Source organism: Polyangium mundeleinium, from assembly GCF_028369105.1.
Classification (GTDB): Bacteria; Myxococcota_A; Polyangia; order Polyangiales; family Polyangiaceae; genus Polyangium; species Polyangium mundeleinium.
Genome location: NZ_JAQNDO010000001.1, coordinates 12,617,407 through 12,630,832 on the forward strand (window position 1 = coordinate 12,617,407; position 13,426 = coordinate 12,630,832).

Annotated in this window: 12 protein-coding genes; 8 read left to right on the plus strand and 4 right to left on the minus strand. The window is 67.6% G+C overall.

Features of this window, described 5'->3' with window-relative positions:
- Positions 1-4: 4 nt before the first annotated feature.
- Complete coding sequence (locus tag POL67_RS49940; protein WP_271929528.1) at positions 5-1,192, minus strand: tetratricopeptide repeat protein; 1,188 nt, start codon at positions 1,190-1,192, stop codon at positions 5-7.
- Positions 1,193-2,060: 868 nt separating this feature from the next.
- On the opposite strand from POL67_RS49940, the gene POL67_RS49945 reads away from it, so the two are divergent.
- Together POL67_RS49945 and POL67_RS49950 are read left to right on the plus strand one after the other, a co-directional pair.
- The gene (locus POL67_RS49945; protein WP_271929529.1) at positions 2,061-2,843 is read left to right on the plus strand and encodes a hypothetical protein; all 783 of its coding nucleotides are present in this window, start codon (positions 2,061-2,063) and stop codon (positions 2,841-2,843) included.
- Positions 2,844-2,889: 46 nt separating this feature from the next.
- Positions 2,890-3,591 carry a Uma2 family endonuclease gene (locus tag POL67_RS49950; RefSeq protein ID WP_271929530.1) on the plus strand — a complete coding sequence of 234 codons (702 nt, stop codon included), beginning with the start codon at positions 2,890-2,892 and terminating at the stop codon, positions 3,589-3,591.
- On the opposite strand, the gene POL67_RS49955 is transcribed toward POL67_RS49950, so the two are convergent.
- Positions 3,588-5,774: a cyclic nucleotide-binding domain-containing protein gene (locus POL67_RS49955; RefSeq protein ID WP_271929532.1), complete on the minus strand. Its 2,187-nt coding sequence runs from the start codon at positions 5,772-5,774 to the stop codon at positions 3,588-3,590. The two genes, POL67_RS49950 and POL67_RS49955, sit on opposite strands and share 4 nt — an antisense overlap.
- 41 nt (positions 5,775-5,815) lie before the next feature.
- Between POL67_RS49955 and POL67_RS49960 the strand changes: the two genes are divergently transcribed.
- From POL67_RS49960 to POL67_RS49980, 5 genes are all read left to right on the plus strand, one after another.
- Positions 5,816-6,613 (plus strand): hypothetical protein, encoded by a 798-nt coding sequence (locus POL67_RS49960; protein ID WP_271929534.1) that lies wholly within the window; start codon positions 5,816-5,818, stop codon positions 6,611-6,613.
- 88 nt (positions 6,614-6,701) lie between these two features.
- On the plus strand, positions 6,702-8,321 hold the full coding sequence (locus tag POL67_RS49965) for a hypothetical protein (RefSeq protein WP_271929536.1): 1,620 nt from the start codon (positions 6,702-6,704) through the stop codon (positions 8,319-8,321).
- Between the two features lie 37 nt (positions 8,322-8,358).
- Positions 8,359-9,024 carry an NUDIX hydrolase gene (locus POL67_RS49970; RefSeq protein ID WP_271929538.1) on the plus strand — a complete coding sequence of 222 codons (666 nt, stop codon included), beginning with the start codon at positions 8,359-8,361 and terminating at the stop codon, positions 9,022-9,024.
- Positions 9,021-9,980 (plus strand): NAD(+)/NADH kinase, encoded by a 960-nt coding sequence (locus POL67_RS49975; protein ID WP_271929540.1) that lies wholly within the window; start codon positions 9,021-9,023, stop codon positions 9,978-9,980. Before POL67_RS49970 ends, POL67_RS49975 begins: the two co-directional genes overlap by 4 nt.
- Positions 9,981-10,399: 419 nt before the next feature.
- Positions 10,400-10,735 carry an HU family DNA-binding protein gene (locus tag POL67_RS49980; RefSeq protein ID WP_271929543.1) on the plus strand — a complete coding sequence of 112 codons (336 nt, stop codon included), beginning with the start codon at positions 10,400-10,402 and terminating at the stop codon, positions 10,733-10,735.
- Positions 10,736-10,837: 102 nt separating this feature from the next.
- Here the strand turns inward: POL67_RS49980 and POL67_RS49985 are convergent, their stop codons facing one another.
- Complete coding sequence (locus POL67_RS49985) at positions 10,838-11,485, minus strand: hypothetical protein (RefSeq protein WP_271929546.1); 648 nt, start codon at positions 11,483-11,485, stop codon at positions 10,838-10,840.
- A 238-nt stretch (positions 11,486-11,723) separates the two neighbouring features.
- Between POL67_RS49985 and POL67_RS49990 the strand changes: the two genes are divergently transcribed.
- Positions 11,724-13,025 carry a citrate synthase gene (locus tag POL67_RS49990; protein ID WP_271929548.1) on the plus strand — a complete coding sequence of 434 codons (1,302 nt, stop codon included), beginning with the start codon at positions 11,724-11,726 and terminating at the stop codon, positions 13,023-13,025.
- An 87-nt stretch (positions 13,026-13,112) separates the two neighbouring features.
- On the opposite strand, the gene POL67_RS49995 is transcribed toward POL67_RS49990, so the two are convergent.
- Positions 13,113-13,337 carry a hypothetical protein gene (locus POL67_RS49995; protein WP_136926940.1) on the minus strand — a complete coding sequence of 75 codons (225 nt, stop codon included), beginning with the start codon at positions 13,335-13,337 and terminating at the stop codon, positions 13,113-13,115.
- Positions 13,338-13,426: the final 89 nt, after the last annotated feature.

Genomic DNA, 13,426 nt, shown 5'->3' on the forward strand with positions numbered 1-13,426 from the left:
GGGATCAGGCGGCCAGCTGCCGCAGGGATTCCCACGCCTGCGCTTCGTCGATGTCTTCGGCACGCTCGTACTCGTTAACGGGCAGCACGCGCTCGGCCTGAAGCGCTTCCCTGTATCGCCTTGCGTTCCGACGGATTCTCATGTCCAGCGGCAGCTCTGCCATCGCCTGATCAAACAGGGCGTTCACCTGTCTTGCTGGCCGCCGGAGCCCGGCCGCGGCGATCGCCCAGCACTCCAGGAGCAAACCGCGTGGCTGTGCCTGCCGCGTGATCGAAAGGCCGGCTTCGCAGAAGCGCTCCGCATCCGCAATGCGCCCGGATTCGAGCGCGAAGAGCGCGGCATACAAGTAAGGCCACTCGTGTCTCGTGCCCTGTTTGGCGGCTTCCGTAAAGTCCCACATTGCCCGCGTTCGGTCGACGTGCAACAGCGCGAGTCCGCGTGCGACCAACGTCTCATGGTAGTGGTGAGCCGCCACGGCGCGCTCAAAGGATTGCAGGGCACGCTCCTTATCGCCTAGCCGGTCGTAAGCGATTCCAGCAGCAACCAGACCAGCCGCGCGAGATAGGGGAAGCGCGGCATCATCGCTCCACGCACGCTCCACGAGCCGGACGACGAGCTCGTGGGTATGCTTGCGAGCCGCTTCCTCGGCGGCTCCCACCGCTGCTCGTTCGAGGATGCAAGCCGCTTCGAGCATGAGCCTCGCCGATGGATGGTCTCGCAGTTCGATCTCCGCTGCGCGCCGGGAAGTCTCATCGGTCAGGCCGGCTCTAGCGAGTGCATGAAACGCGAGCACCTCATGCGTATCGTTAGGCTCTATCTCATTCGCAAAATCGTAGAAGCAACTCGCGGCGATGTAGAACCCCTGTCGTTCCCAGCACATCCCAATGGCATCGATATGGTGTGCTTCGAGCGTTGGCAACTTCCTCAAAAGCTCCAGCGTTCGGCGGTTCTCATCGGCCCTGAATGCAGACGCAAGCTGCTTCTGTACGTTTTCGAGGGTCTCCCCCTCGACGAGCGGCTCGACTCGACGCTTCCCTTCGATGATGTAAAGGTCCTCGGAAAGATCGTCGAGGAGCGCTTGCTCCTCCTCGCTCGCAGCGAGGTAGGGCGCATCCATCTCGTCGCGAAGCCGGTCCGCCCGCTCCCCATCGCTGCGTCCTGCTCGCATTTCTCGGTGCAGCTCGACGAGCAACTCTTCGTACCTCGAGCACGCAGACGACCGCATGTCAGCCCCCCTCATCCACAACCCACAGCCGTTGCGTGGCGGCGAGCTCTCGTTGGTAATTACCGATCGACATTCGTTGGAGCGGCTGGATCACTCCGTGTTTGCTGGACGTTGGTATAAGCTCCAGGGAATCGCCCAAGGGTGCCCGCTCGAAGTTCGCTTCCCCGATGCGAAACACGCGGTGCGCGTTGTTTCCTCGCGCGCCGTGCCGAAGATGACCGAGTCGCTCGGGGACTCGACTCGGAGGCAGGGCCGTCAGGCGCGGCGCCACCGAAAGCCCCTCGCTGCAGGGTCCGACCTTCCCCTCACCGTCCGGATGCACATCTGTGGGCACAGACGGAGGTACGCACGCCCCCAGCATGTTCGCCGCCGTCCCCACTTTCGGAACCGCAGGCGACACCGACGGATCCTCCGGCACCATCGTCCTGTACATCTTCGGCCAAGCCGCTGACATGGTGGGCAACCTACCACGTCGCGCAGGCCGTCGAGCCCTCCGCTTCCCCATCTTCGCTTTCGCGCCTCACCCCGCCCGCCTCCCGTGCCCCTCTTCAGCCCCGAACCCGCTCGCCGCCGCCCCCGCCGCGCCTCTCCCGAATCGAAGACCCACCTCGACGCCCTCGCCTCACCCCTCGCCGCTCGAACCCCCACCCCGCCCTCCTCCCCCGCCCTCCCCGCCGCTGAACCTCGCCTCCCGCCGCCCCCTCCGCCCTCCGCCCCCCCGATCGCCGCGTCCCGTTCGTCCCTGGAGCCCCATCTTCATCTTGAAACTCCCACCCCGGCCACCTCCGCAATCCCCCTTCCCAAGCTTCCTCCGTTCTTCGGGTATCCATATCCCATGAGCGAAGCCAAAGCCTCCCGCATGGTCTCCGACCGCGTCTCGATCACCAACACCGTGGTCGCTGCAATCGACATCCATGGCCCCGAAATCGCGCCCACGCTGGAGATGATCCTTTTCCCCGGCGGCGTCCCGCAGCACCTCACCCTTGCCAAGGTCCTCGCCGCGTGCGGCGACCACCTTCGCGCGCGCGCCGACCAGCTCGTCACCGCCGACCGCACCCATATGATCGAGCTCGCCGACGACGACGGCTACCGCGCGAAGCGCGACGATTGCACCGTGGAAACGAGGGACTTCCTCGGCACGCTTCGCTCCGGCCTCGGGCGCAACTATGGCCAGGTCGTCGCCGGTGCTTATGGCCTCGGCGCCCCCATTCCCGAGGATCCGCACACCGTCCTCGTGCTCGCCGACAACGTCGAGAATCTGCTCCGCAATCGCCCGCTCACCGAGCCGCCGAAAAACAAGAGCCTGAAGATCGACCCTATCGCGGCCGCCGACGACCTGAAGGCCAGCGCCTCGGCATTGAAGACGGCCCTGGGCGATGTGGACCGTGAAAAGCGCGAGGCGCAGCTCACGCAGACCGCCAAGAATGAGGCCATGACCGCCTGGGGAACGTCGTATTCGGGGGTGGCCGACGCAGCCGCTGCCTTTTTCCTCCTCGCTGGCCGCCCCGCCCTGGCCGAGCGCGTGCGCCCCACGGCGCGCCGACGCGCGGGAATGCCCGAGCCCGAGGACACGGTCGAAGCCGACGCAGACGCCTCGGTCGGAAGCACGACGCCCTGAATACGTCCGCTTGCCACGGGGTGCATCGTCATGCAGGGTCCTTGGCATGACGTCCCTGGCCATTTCCACGGAGCCCAAAGCCGAGGAGCTGCCGGACGACCTGCCGCCGGACGACCTCTGGAGTGACCAGGCGCCCATGGAGTCCACCGAGCACCTCGCACAGATCACGCTCCTCCTGGAGAGCATCGAGCTCTTCTGGAAGGATCGGACGGACTTCTTCGCCGCGGGCGACCTGACGATCTACTTCAGCCCGAAGCAGCTCAAAAACGAGAAGTTCAACGGCCCCGACTTCTTCGTCGTGCTCGGTGCCGAGCGCAAGCCGCGCAGGAGCTGGACCGTCTGGCACGAGGGCGGCCTCTACCCGAACGTGATCGTCGAGGTGCTCTCCCCGAGCACCCGGAAGCTCGATCAAGGCCTCAAGAAGCAGGTCTACCAGGACGTCTTCCGCACGCCCGAGTACTTCTGGTTCGACCCGGAGACCAAGGAGTTCGCCGGCTTCGAGCTCGTGAAAGGCCGGTACACGCCACTCGAGCCCGACGCATCCGGGCGCCTGTGGAGCGCGCAGCTCGGCCTCTTCCTCGGCGTTCACGCGGACAAGCTTCGTTTCTTCACGAAGGAAGGCGCGCTCGTCCCGACCGGTCGCGAGCGAGCAGAATCCGAGCACGAGCGCGCAGAAGCCGAACACGCGCGCGCCGCTCGCCTCGCCGAGAAGCTCCGCGCCCTCGGCGTCGATCCCGACAAGCTCTAATACTCGAACCCGCTCCCGCCGATGAACTCCCGCAGGATCGACGTCGGCGGCACGTGATCCGGGTAGATCGTCACCACCTTGTCGATGAGCTGCCGCAGCCGGAACGCCGTCACGAAGGCCGGATGCTCCTGCGGCACTTCGAGCAGGTAGCGATCGGCGAACACCTTGATCACGCCGAGCTCGTAGACGAGCGACGAGTCGAAGATCGCGTCGGCCTGCGCGAGGAACGGGAAGATGTTCGCGCGTTCGCCCGCGCGCACCGAAGGCCAGCGCTGGATGTTCGCCGCTGCGTTCGTCCCGCGCCCGTGCCGGTCGCGCACGATGCGCCGCAGCAGTCGCACGTCGGACACGCTGACGCGGTTCACCCGGTCGAACGGCAGCGCCGTCATCGGCTGGAGGAAGATGCAGAAGACCTTGTCCCGCGGGAGGAGCCCGTCGATGAGCTTCGGGTTCAGCCCGTGGATGCCCTCGATCAGGAGCACGTCCGAGCTGCGTAGCGTCACCTCGCGCCCGCCGTCCGGGTGGCTCTTGCCCGTCACGAAGTCGTAACGCGCCGTCTTCACCGTCTCCCCGGCGAAGATGCGCCCGAGGTGATCCCGCAGCGCGCCGACGTCGATCGCATCGAGCGACTCGTAGTCGTACTCGCCTCGTGCATCCCGCGCGGTCTTCTCCCGGTCGACGTAGTAGTCGTCCAGCGACAAACCCACCGGGTGGAGCCCGTTCACGAGGAGCTGCACCGTCAGGCGCGAGAGGAACGTCGTCTTGCCCGACGACGACGGGCCCGCCACGCAGATCACCCGGATCGTCCCACGCCCCGCGATCGCGTCGGCGATGCGGCTGATGCGCTTCTCGTGCTGGCCCTCGCTCACCCGGATGATCTCCGGCGTCTTGCCGCGCACACACGCGTCGTTGAACGCGCCCACGCTCGTGATGCCCAGCGTCGTCAACCAGGGCTCGTCCTGTCGCACCCCGAGCCGCGCGGACGCAGGCTGGATGTCCTCGTGCAGCCGCGAAGGCGGCGGGGCCGCGCCGCCCTCGGGCGTCACGCGGGGCTCGTCGCCATAACACAACATCACCGCCTCGCCGTCGACCTCGATGCGGAACGGGAACCGCGCGATGTGCCCCGCGCTCGGCAGGAGCGGCGTCATCGACAGCAACGCCTCGGACCCCGCGCAGACGAGCTGCACGTGCCCCGTTCGCCACGTTCGGAGAAGCGCGAGCAGGTCCCGCGCGCCCTCCTCGGCGAAGTGGCTGCGCGCCTCGTCGACCGTCCAGAGCTCTTGCTGGAACGGCACGTCCGCCGCGATGAGCTCGTGCATCTTCCCCGTCACGCGCTCGGCCCACGCCACGAGCGAGAGCGCGCCCGGACGAAGCAAATCGATCGGTTGACCAAAACCCGCGCCGGGCCCGAGCCGCACGAACACGTCGGGATCGACCTGCCGCGACGCTTCGAGCAAGAGCAGCCCGAGGCTCGCGCGATACACGCGCTTGCCTTCCCAGTGCGATGCGCAGAGCGGCTCCACGTGCGCGTCCGAGGTGATCGGCATCCCGAGCGACACGGCCTTGTTGTTCACGAGCGCCGCCACCACGGGATCGCCGCCGACGTCCCGCGGCAAGAGCTCGCCGAGGGGCGTCCCCGTCCGCACCCGCGTCCACGCGCGGTTCACCGTGACGTCCACGAACACGCGCCGCGGCAAGGAGCGCTCGTGCAAGAGCGCGCCCATGTTCTCCGTCATCTCGGTGAGCTCTTTTCCGAGCGACGCCACGAGCGCCTGCGTCAGGCAAAGCGCGAGCTCCGGGTCTCGCTTCGACATCTGCTCGTACTGCGCACGCGAGAGCCGCGCGAGCGTGAGCGTCGACTCTGCGATCACGCTCGACGTCCGCAGCCGCCCTGCGATCAGCGCGAGCTCGCCGAAATGCGCGCCCGGCTCGATGCGCCCGAGGTCCACGTTCGCGCGGCGAAGGCGCGCTTCGCCCGACACCAGGAAAAACATCTCCTGTCCGACTTCGCCCTCACGCAGCAGCACCGACTGCGGCGGCACCTCGACGTGTTCGAGGTACGAAACCAGCCTCGACGACGTCGCGCTGCAGACCTGCGCGAAAAGCACACTCGTAGCGGCGAGTGCGTCCACGGATGCAGGCGGAATGGACGTGGGGAGATAGGGCAGCGTGGGCGACGACATACGGCGCAGGGAGAGCTACCATGCGCGCGCGAGGTGCCTTCATGCGTACTTCTTTTCGACTTGGACTTTTGTCGATCGTGCTCAGTCTCGGCTCCGTGGCCGCATGCGCCGCCGAGGTGGAATCGCTCTTCTCCGGCGGCGGCACGGCCGGCGGACAAGGTGGCGCGGGCGGACAAGGCGGCGCGGGCGGACAAGGCGGGCTCGGCGGCGCGGGCGGACAAGGCGGCGCGGGCGGACAAGGCGGGGCCGCGAGTTCGAGCAGCGCGGCCACGGGCACGGGCCCGAGCTCGAGCAGCGCGAGCACCGGGGGACAGGGCGGACAGGGCGGCGGCGGCTTTGATCCGCAGGCTTGCGGGCAATGCGCGTTCGGCGCTTGCCAGGCGGAGTTCTTCGCGTGTGGCCAGCCGTGTCAGGGCTTCCTCGGCTGCGCGCAGAACTGCACCGACAAGCTCTGCGTCGACGATTGCCTGACGCAGTTCCCGCAAGCGCAACCGTCCTACGATTGCACGTGCGCCTCGTGCAGCGGCCAGTGCGGCACCTTCTGCGACGGCGCGAGCGGATCGAGCACGAGCACGACGACGGTGAGCAGCAGCAGCGCGAGCGGTACGGGCGGCGGCCCTGCGTGCAGCACGTGCTCGCAAATCCTCCAGGGCGAAGGCAATGATCCGCCTTGCCAGGGCTCGGACGTGCTGCTCGGCGCGGTCTTCGACTGCACCTGCCAGCAGAGCTGCGCGAACGAGTGCGGAAGCTCCTGCCAGGGCGGACAGCCGACGCAGGCGTGCTTTGGCTGCGTGCAGCAGAAGTGCGGACCGCAGGTCAGCGCCTGTTTGCAAGACTGAGCCGTCCTCGACACGCCCTCGACACGCCCCCGTCGAGAAGTCGCCGTCGCCGTGACGCTGCACGTTCGTCACGGTAAGTATGGCGACCATGCGTATGGCTTCGCTTACATCACCGGTCCTCTTCCTCCCCCTGCTCACACTCGCCGCGGCGCCTTTTGCGTGCGCGAATCCTCTTCAAAGACCCGACCTCGGCACCGGCGCGGGGGGGGACGCCGGCGCGGGCAGCGCAGGCGGTATGGGCGGCGCGGGAGGCCTCGACGGGGGCCCCGACGTCACGCCGGGCTCACCATGCACCACGGACCTCGACTGCGTGCCCCTCGAAGGCCCTTGCAGTGATGGCGTGTGCGCCGGGGACAACGGCTGTCAGCTCGTGCCGAAGAACGATTTCGGCCCTTGCGACGACGGGCTCTTCTGCACGGTCAACGACGTCTGCTTGAGCGGCGCGTGCACCGCGGGCACCTCGATGATTTGCCCGTCGAACGGCGAGGCTTGCAAGATCGGCAGTTGCAACGAGGCGACCGACGCGTGCGAGTTCGGGCCCGTCAACGAGGGCGGCTTTTGCGACGACGGCGACCCGTGCACCGAGCTCGGCGTGTGCAAGGCCGGCGCGTGCCAGCTGGGGCCGAAGCTCGATTGCTCCTTCCTCAACAACCTCTGCTCCGTCGGCACCTGCGACCCGGTCGTCGGCTGCATCGCCGTCCCGCAAAACGACGGCGTCTTTTGCGACGACACGCTCTTCTGCACGGTCGAGGACGTCTGCATCTCCGGCCAGTGCGTCGGCACGCCGAACCCGTGCACGCCGACGGCCGACCCTTGCAAGAACCCGCAGTGCGACGAGATCCAGAAGACCTGCGTGGCGATCGCCGGCAACGACGGCGCCGCGTGCGAAGATGGAAACGCCTGCACCGCGGGCGAGGTATGCGCGGGCGGCGCGTGCAGCAGCGGCGCGCCCGTGCCTCCGGGCACCACGTGCAACGACAACAAAGCCTGCACCACGGGCGAGACGTGCGAGGCCGGCACCTGCGGCGGCGGCGCGCCCATCCTCGCTTGCGCCCATGGCGACGGCTGCTGCCCTGCGGGTTGTGATCTCTCGACCGACGACGACTGCAAGCTGCTCAAGATCGGCGTGATGGGCGGACCGTTCTACGTCGACGACCTGCGCGCCCACCTCGCCACGCAGCCCTTCGTCGGCTCGGCCGTGGTGAACACCGATTGCTCGCTCGCGACGCTGCAGACGTTCGACGTCGTGATCCTTCACGGCCAAATGAGCTGCTTCAGCCCCTCCACCATCAACACCTACGTGCAGGGCGGCGGCGGCGTCATCGCCACGCCGTGGATGTACAGCAACTACGGCGACCTCGACGCCTTGCCCGTCACGGGCAAGCTCATCAACAGCTTCCAGAGCTACCCGCTCAACGTCACCGTGACCGACCCGACCGACGTCCTCTTGGAAGGCGTCACCTTCCAGAACGGCGACTTCGTCGGCTGGGAGGAGATCCAGTTCACGCTCAAACCCGGCGCGAAGAGCTCGGTCGTGTGGCTCGGAGACCTGAGCCGACACGCGGTCGCGAAGTGGCAGTACGGCAGCGGCCGCGTCGTCTATCTCGATTTTCATTACCTCACGTCCGATTGTTCGCTCGCTTCGGGCTACACGTGGGGCAAGCAGCTCGCGTACAACGCCACGCTCTGGGCCGGAAAAGTCCTGTAACGCACCGACCGTTCGGCGTATGCTCCGGGCTCCGGCGATGCCGCTGCCCCCCTTGCCACGCATCCTGCTCACGCAGGACCCGCACGCAGAACCGGGCTCGCCCGCCTTCCTGCGCGTCCAGCGCGTCATGCTCCGCGCCTCCTTCCCGGATGGCGAGCAGAGCGAGCCTTTCTCCTACGATATCGTCGATCGGGAGCGGCTCGACGCTGTGGTCATCGCCGCGCACTTCCGCGACGCGAAGGGCATCCGCCACGTCTACCTCCGCTCCTCGGTGCGGCCTCCCGTCGCGCTGCGGAGCCGCGCCGCCTCGCCGATCCCCGAGCGCGACGACCTCGGCAACCTGTGGGAGCTGCCCGCGGGCCTCGTCGAAGTCGACGAGAGAAGCCCCGAAGGCCTCCTCCTTTGCGCGGCGCGCGAGCTCCAGGAAGAGCTCGGCTTCGAGGTCGATCCGCGCGCGCTCGCGCCGCTCGGCCCTTCTTCGTTTCCCGCGCCCGGCATGGTCGGCGAGCGGCACTTCTTCTTCCACGTCACCGTCGATCCCTCGCGGCGCGCGGCGCCGACCGAGGACGGCTCCGTGCTCGAACGCAAGGCCACGATCGCCGCGCTCCCGCTCGACGAGGCGCTCGCGCTCGCGCGGAGCGGCCTCCTCGAGGATGAAAAGACCGAGCTCGCGCTCCGCCGCCTCGCGGAGCTCGACTCGTGAAGCGCGCCAAGGTCGCGCTCATCATCAAGCGCTCGGCCTATCGGGTGCAGGTCGAAGAGCGCAAGAACGGCCGCATCCAGCGCCTCCTCGCCGCGCACGACCCCACCGTCGCGCACCTGCGCGCCGCGCACGAGGAACACGAGGCCACCGTGCGCGAGGTGAAGGCCGCGCTCGCCGTGCTCGGCGTGGAGATCGCATTCGAGGGCAGCGTCGGCGAAGCCTTCGATGCCCGCGGCCTCGACCTCGTCATCACGGTCGGCGGCGACGGCACGCTCCTCAGCGCCTCGCACTCCGTCGCGGATGTCCCCATCCTCGGCATCAACAGCGCGCCCAAGTACTCCGTCGGCTTCTTCTGCGGCGCGCGCCGCGGGGAGGCGGCCGTCGCCATCGGCCGCGCGCTCCGCGGCGAGCTCCGCCGCGCCGTGCTCACGCGCATGCAGGTCTGCGTGAACGGCCGTGTCGTCGCGGCCCGCGTCCTCAACGACGCGCTCTTCTGCCACGTCTCGCCTGCCGCCACCTCGCGTTACATCGTCCGGCTCGGCGACGAGGAGGAGGAGCAGAAGTCGAGCGGCTTCTGGATCGGCCCGGCAGCCGGCTCCACCGCAGCGCAGCGCTCCGCCGGCGGCCGCGTGATTCCTTTGACATCCAAACGATTGCAGCTCGTCGTCCGCGAGCCCTACACGCCGCACGGCGAGCGGTATCGGCTGCGCCACGCGCTCATCCCGCCGGGGACGACGCTCGTCGTCCGCAGCAAGATGACGGACGCGAAGCTCTTCATCGACGGGCCGAACCGCACGATCGACGTCGGCGTCGGGGATCTCCTGGAGTTCACGCAGGCGAGCGAGGCCCTCACCGTGCTCGGCATCGCGCCCACGCGGCGCTGGGGCGTTGACCAGGACGAACCTGCGACGCCTGCCCCGCGCGGCGCCGCGCACCGCGACGACCACGCGCGCTGAGCTGGCAAGAGGAGTTCGTCCGCGCGTGTCCGTCTCGCCGGAGGCCTGTCTCGCGGCCGTCCGGTGAAAAATTCGCCTCGCATCGACGTGCGCCGCGTGCGCCCCCCGCGGGAGCCGGATCTGCGCGGAGCCTTCGGGATCCGACGTTTTCGTGGTAGCCGGACCTCCCACCGCGCCGCGATCCTCCGCTCCGCGCCGCGAGGGTTCTCCCGGAAGATCGCGGGTTTTGCCTGAAAATCGAGGCTCTTTGGGCCTCTCGCGCCGCCGCGCTGACGGCCCCTTCCCCCCGCGCCCTCGGACGGGAGCGGCGCCGAATGGCCTGTTTTTGTCGCTCCGAACGACGATTTCCCGCTCGACCTAACGCGTTCCTTGTGGTTGTTTGGGCCGCGAGAGGGCATTTACCTCGGAGGAAACACATCATGGCTGGCAAGAAGACGGAGACGAAGAAGGCGGCCTCGATCAGCAAGAGCGCGCTTCTGAACGCGATTGCGGAGGAGGCTGGGAACGAGATCACGCGCAAGCAGGTCAAGCTCGTCCTCGACAACCTCTCGCAGATCGCCTACCGCGAGCTCAAGAAGGCCGGCATCTTCACCGTGCCCGGCTTCGCCAAGTTCCGCGTTGTGAAGAAGCCGGCCACGAAGGCGCGTGAGGGCGTCAACCCCTTCACGAAGCAGCCGATGACGTTCCCGGCCAAGCCGGCGAGCAAGACGGTCCGCGCCCGCCCGATCAAGGCGGTCAAGGACGCGATGGGCTGAGCCTTCGCTCCCGTCCCATGACGGACGGGGCACGGGTCGCGAAACGCCGGTCTTCGCAAGTGCGAAGCCGGCGCGCGGCCCGTTTTCTTTTTTGTCCTGCGCCTACGCTGCCGGGCCCACGAGACTGGCGAAGCGCGCGTATGCACGATCCCGATCCGCGCGGATCTCCTGCGCCCGCGCGAGCAGCGCTTCGATCGGCTCGCCTGCGAGCTTCTGGAAGTTCAGCTCCGAACGGTCGACCGCGCTCGCCTCGAACTCCTCGACCGAGCTCGCGAACACCGTGCCGCCCTCGTGCACGCCTGCGGGGATGAACTGCACGAACGGGTCGGGCGCGCGGCGCAAGAGCCCCACGAGACGATGCGGCGCGTCGCGATCCCCCACGAGCGCGGGGTGGAACGCCGCCATCACCGGCGCCTCCGGGAAAAACCCTTGCAGCCGGGCGAGCAGCGTCGAAGCGAAGCGCTCGAACACGTTCGGCGGTGGCAACGAAAGCGGAAAGACCACGTGCAGCACGTTGCTTTGCGCCGCAACGACGGCTTCTCGCGTCGCGTCGAGATCGGGCTCGTGGTCGAGCATCACGCAGAACTTCCCGAACGCCACGTCCACATCCCGGACGAACGGACAGAGCGCGTACGCCTGCACGATCTCCGTCGCGTAACGCCGATGGACGCGCAGGACCTCGGCGGCGAACGTGGACGCTTCGGGGTGAGAGGCGAGCTTGCCTCGGACCATCGGTTCGAGCGCGGCCATCCTCGTGTACCTACCAAAGTTTTCCCGGGCCGCCGCGCGGTTTGCCCCGAGAGACCCCTCGCTCGCCGCGGCTTTTGGTGGCCAGACCAACACTTCCTCGCGCCAAAGCCTGCGTTTTCCGGCGTCCTCAGGGGATTTGCGTCCACGTGGAGACTTCCCGTGTGGTTCCGCTCGGCTTATGTCGAGGAGCCGTGGTACTTATGCCGCCGCTGCGGCGGGTGTGGTGAAAGGAGGACGCGTGCAGGAATCGGCCAAGCTCACGCTCAAGAAAGATGGACAGGAGCAGACGATCGAGCTTCCGATCGTGACCGGGACGGAGAACGAGAAGGGCATCGACATCTCGACGCTCCGCGCAAAGACCGGCTACGTGGTGCTCGACCCGGCGTTCGTGAACACCGCGTCCACGTCGAGCTCGATCTGTTTCATCGACGGGGAGCAGGGCATCCTGCGGTATCGGGGCATCCCGATCGAGCAGCTCGGTGAAAAGTCCACGTTCGTGGAGGTCGCCTACCTCCTGATTTACGGCCACCTCCCGAGCCGCGCGGAGCTCGTGCGCTTCTCCACGCTCCTCACGCGGCACTCGTTGATCCACGAGGACATGAAGCACTTCTACGAGGGCTACCCCTCGACGGCGCACCCGATGGCGATCCTGTCGTCGATGGTGTGTTCGCTCTCGAGCTTCTATCCCGAGGCGATCAACGCGGACAACCGCGAGCTGGTGGACATCACGATCGCGCGTCTTCTCTCGAAGGTCCGCACGATCGCGGCCTTCTCGTACAAGAAGTCGATCGGCCAGCCCTTCGTCTACCCGCAGAACTCGCTCTCGTACTGTGCGAACTTCCTCAACATGATGTTCTCGGTCCCGGCGGAGCCGTACGAGATCGACGAGGACATCGTGAAGGTCGTGAACCTCCTGCTCATCCTGCACGCCGACCACGAACAGAACTGTTCGACGTCGACGGTGCGGCTCGTGGGCAGCGCGAAGGCGAACCTCTTCGCCTCGATCGCGGCGGGCATCTGTGCCCTCTGGGGCCCGCTGCATGGCGGCGCCAACCAGGAGGTCGTCGAGATGCTCGAGGAGATCCGCAAGGACGGCGGCGACGTCTCGAAGTTCGTCAAGCTCGCGAAGGACAAGACCTCGAACTTCCGCCTCATGGGCTTCGGCCACCGGGTCTACAAGAACTACGACCCGCGCGCGAAGCTCATCAAGGTCGCGGCGGACAAGGTCCTCGCCAAGCTCGGCATCAAGGACCCGCTGCTCGATATCGCGCGCAAGCTCGAAGAGGCGGCGCTCAGCGACCCGTACTTCGTGGAGCGCAAGCTCTATCCGAACGTCGACTTCTACAGCGGCATCATCTACCGGGCGCTCGGCTTCCCCACGAACATGTTCACCGTCATGTTCGCGCTCGGCCGCCTGCCTGGCTGGATCGCGCACTGGAAAGAGCAGAACGAGAACTCGTCGACGAAGATCGGCCGCCCGCGCCAGATCTACACCGGCGAGGTCGAGCGCAACTACACGCCGATCGAAGAGCGGAGCTAGCGCGCCCCGCGCTTGCCGCCTCGGGCCTGCGTGGGGGGAGGGCCTCCTCCCCCCGCGCGCCCTCCCTTCCCCGGTTCCTCGCGAACGCTAGTTGATGATCGAGCTGCCGAAGCTCGGCACGGGCTCGTCCATCCGATCGATCGCGCCCTTCAGCCCTGCCCACGCGTTGCGGAGGGCGTCGGCCGACATGCGCACCGTCACGCCGTTCTGAAGCATGGTGACGTGGACCGTGCCGCACGTGCACCGCGTCACGCGGACAGCGCTGTTCGACGCGAGCTCGGTGTGCTCTCCGCACTGCTTGTTGCCAGCCATCGACGAAAATCCTCCGTGCGGCGACCATAGCAGCAAGGCGCCCGGCGCGCGCCTCCCTGCGCATCCCTTCCACGGAAAGGCCGGGCGCC

Bases quoted from the DNA above. Each gene is read 5' to 3' on its own strand.
- POL67_RS49960 (WP_271929534.1), top strand. From the start codon at position 5,816: ATGCGTACTTCTTTTCGACTTGGACTTTTGTCGATCGTGCTCAGTCTC.
- POL67_RS49980 (WP_271929543.1), top strand. From the start codon at position 10,400: ATGGCTGGCAAGAAGACGGAGACGAAGAAGGCGGCCTCGATCAGCAAG.
- POL67_RS49965 (WP_271929536.1), top strand. From the start codon at position 6,702: ATGCGTATGGCTTCGCTTACATCACCGGTCCTCTTCCTCCCCCTGCTC.
- POL67_RS49950 (WP_271929530.1), top strand. From the start codon at position 2,890: ATGACGTCCCTGGCCATTTCCACGGAGCCCAAAGCCGAGGAGCTGCCG.
- POL67_RS49970 (WP_271929538.1), top strand. From the start codon at position 8,359: ATGCCGCTGCCCCCCTTGCCACGCATCCTGCTCACGCAGGACCCGCAC.
- POL67_RS49945 (WP_271929529.1), top strand. From the start codon at position 2,061: ATGAGCGAAGCCAAAGCCTCCCGCATGGTCTCCGACCGCGTCTCGATC.
- POL67_RS49985 (WP_271929546.1), bottom strand. From the start codon at position 11,485: ATGGCCGCGCTCGAACCGATGGTCCGAGGCAAGCTCGCCTCTCACCCC.
- POL67_RS49995 (WP_136926940.1), bottom strand. From the start codon at position 13,337: ATGGCTGGCAACAAGCAGTGCGGAGAGCACACCGAGCTCGCGTCGAAC.
- POL67_RS49955 (WP_271929532.1), bottom strand. From the start codon at position 5,774: ATGTCGTCGCCCACGCTGCCCTATCTCCCCACGTCCATTCCGCCTGCA.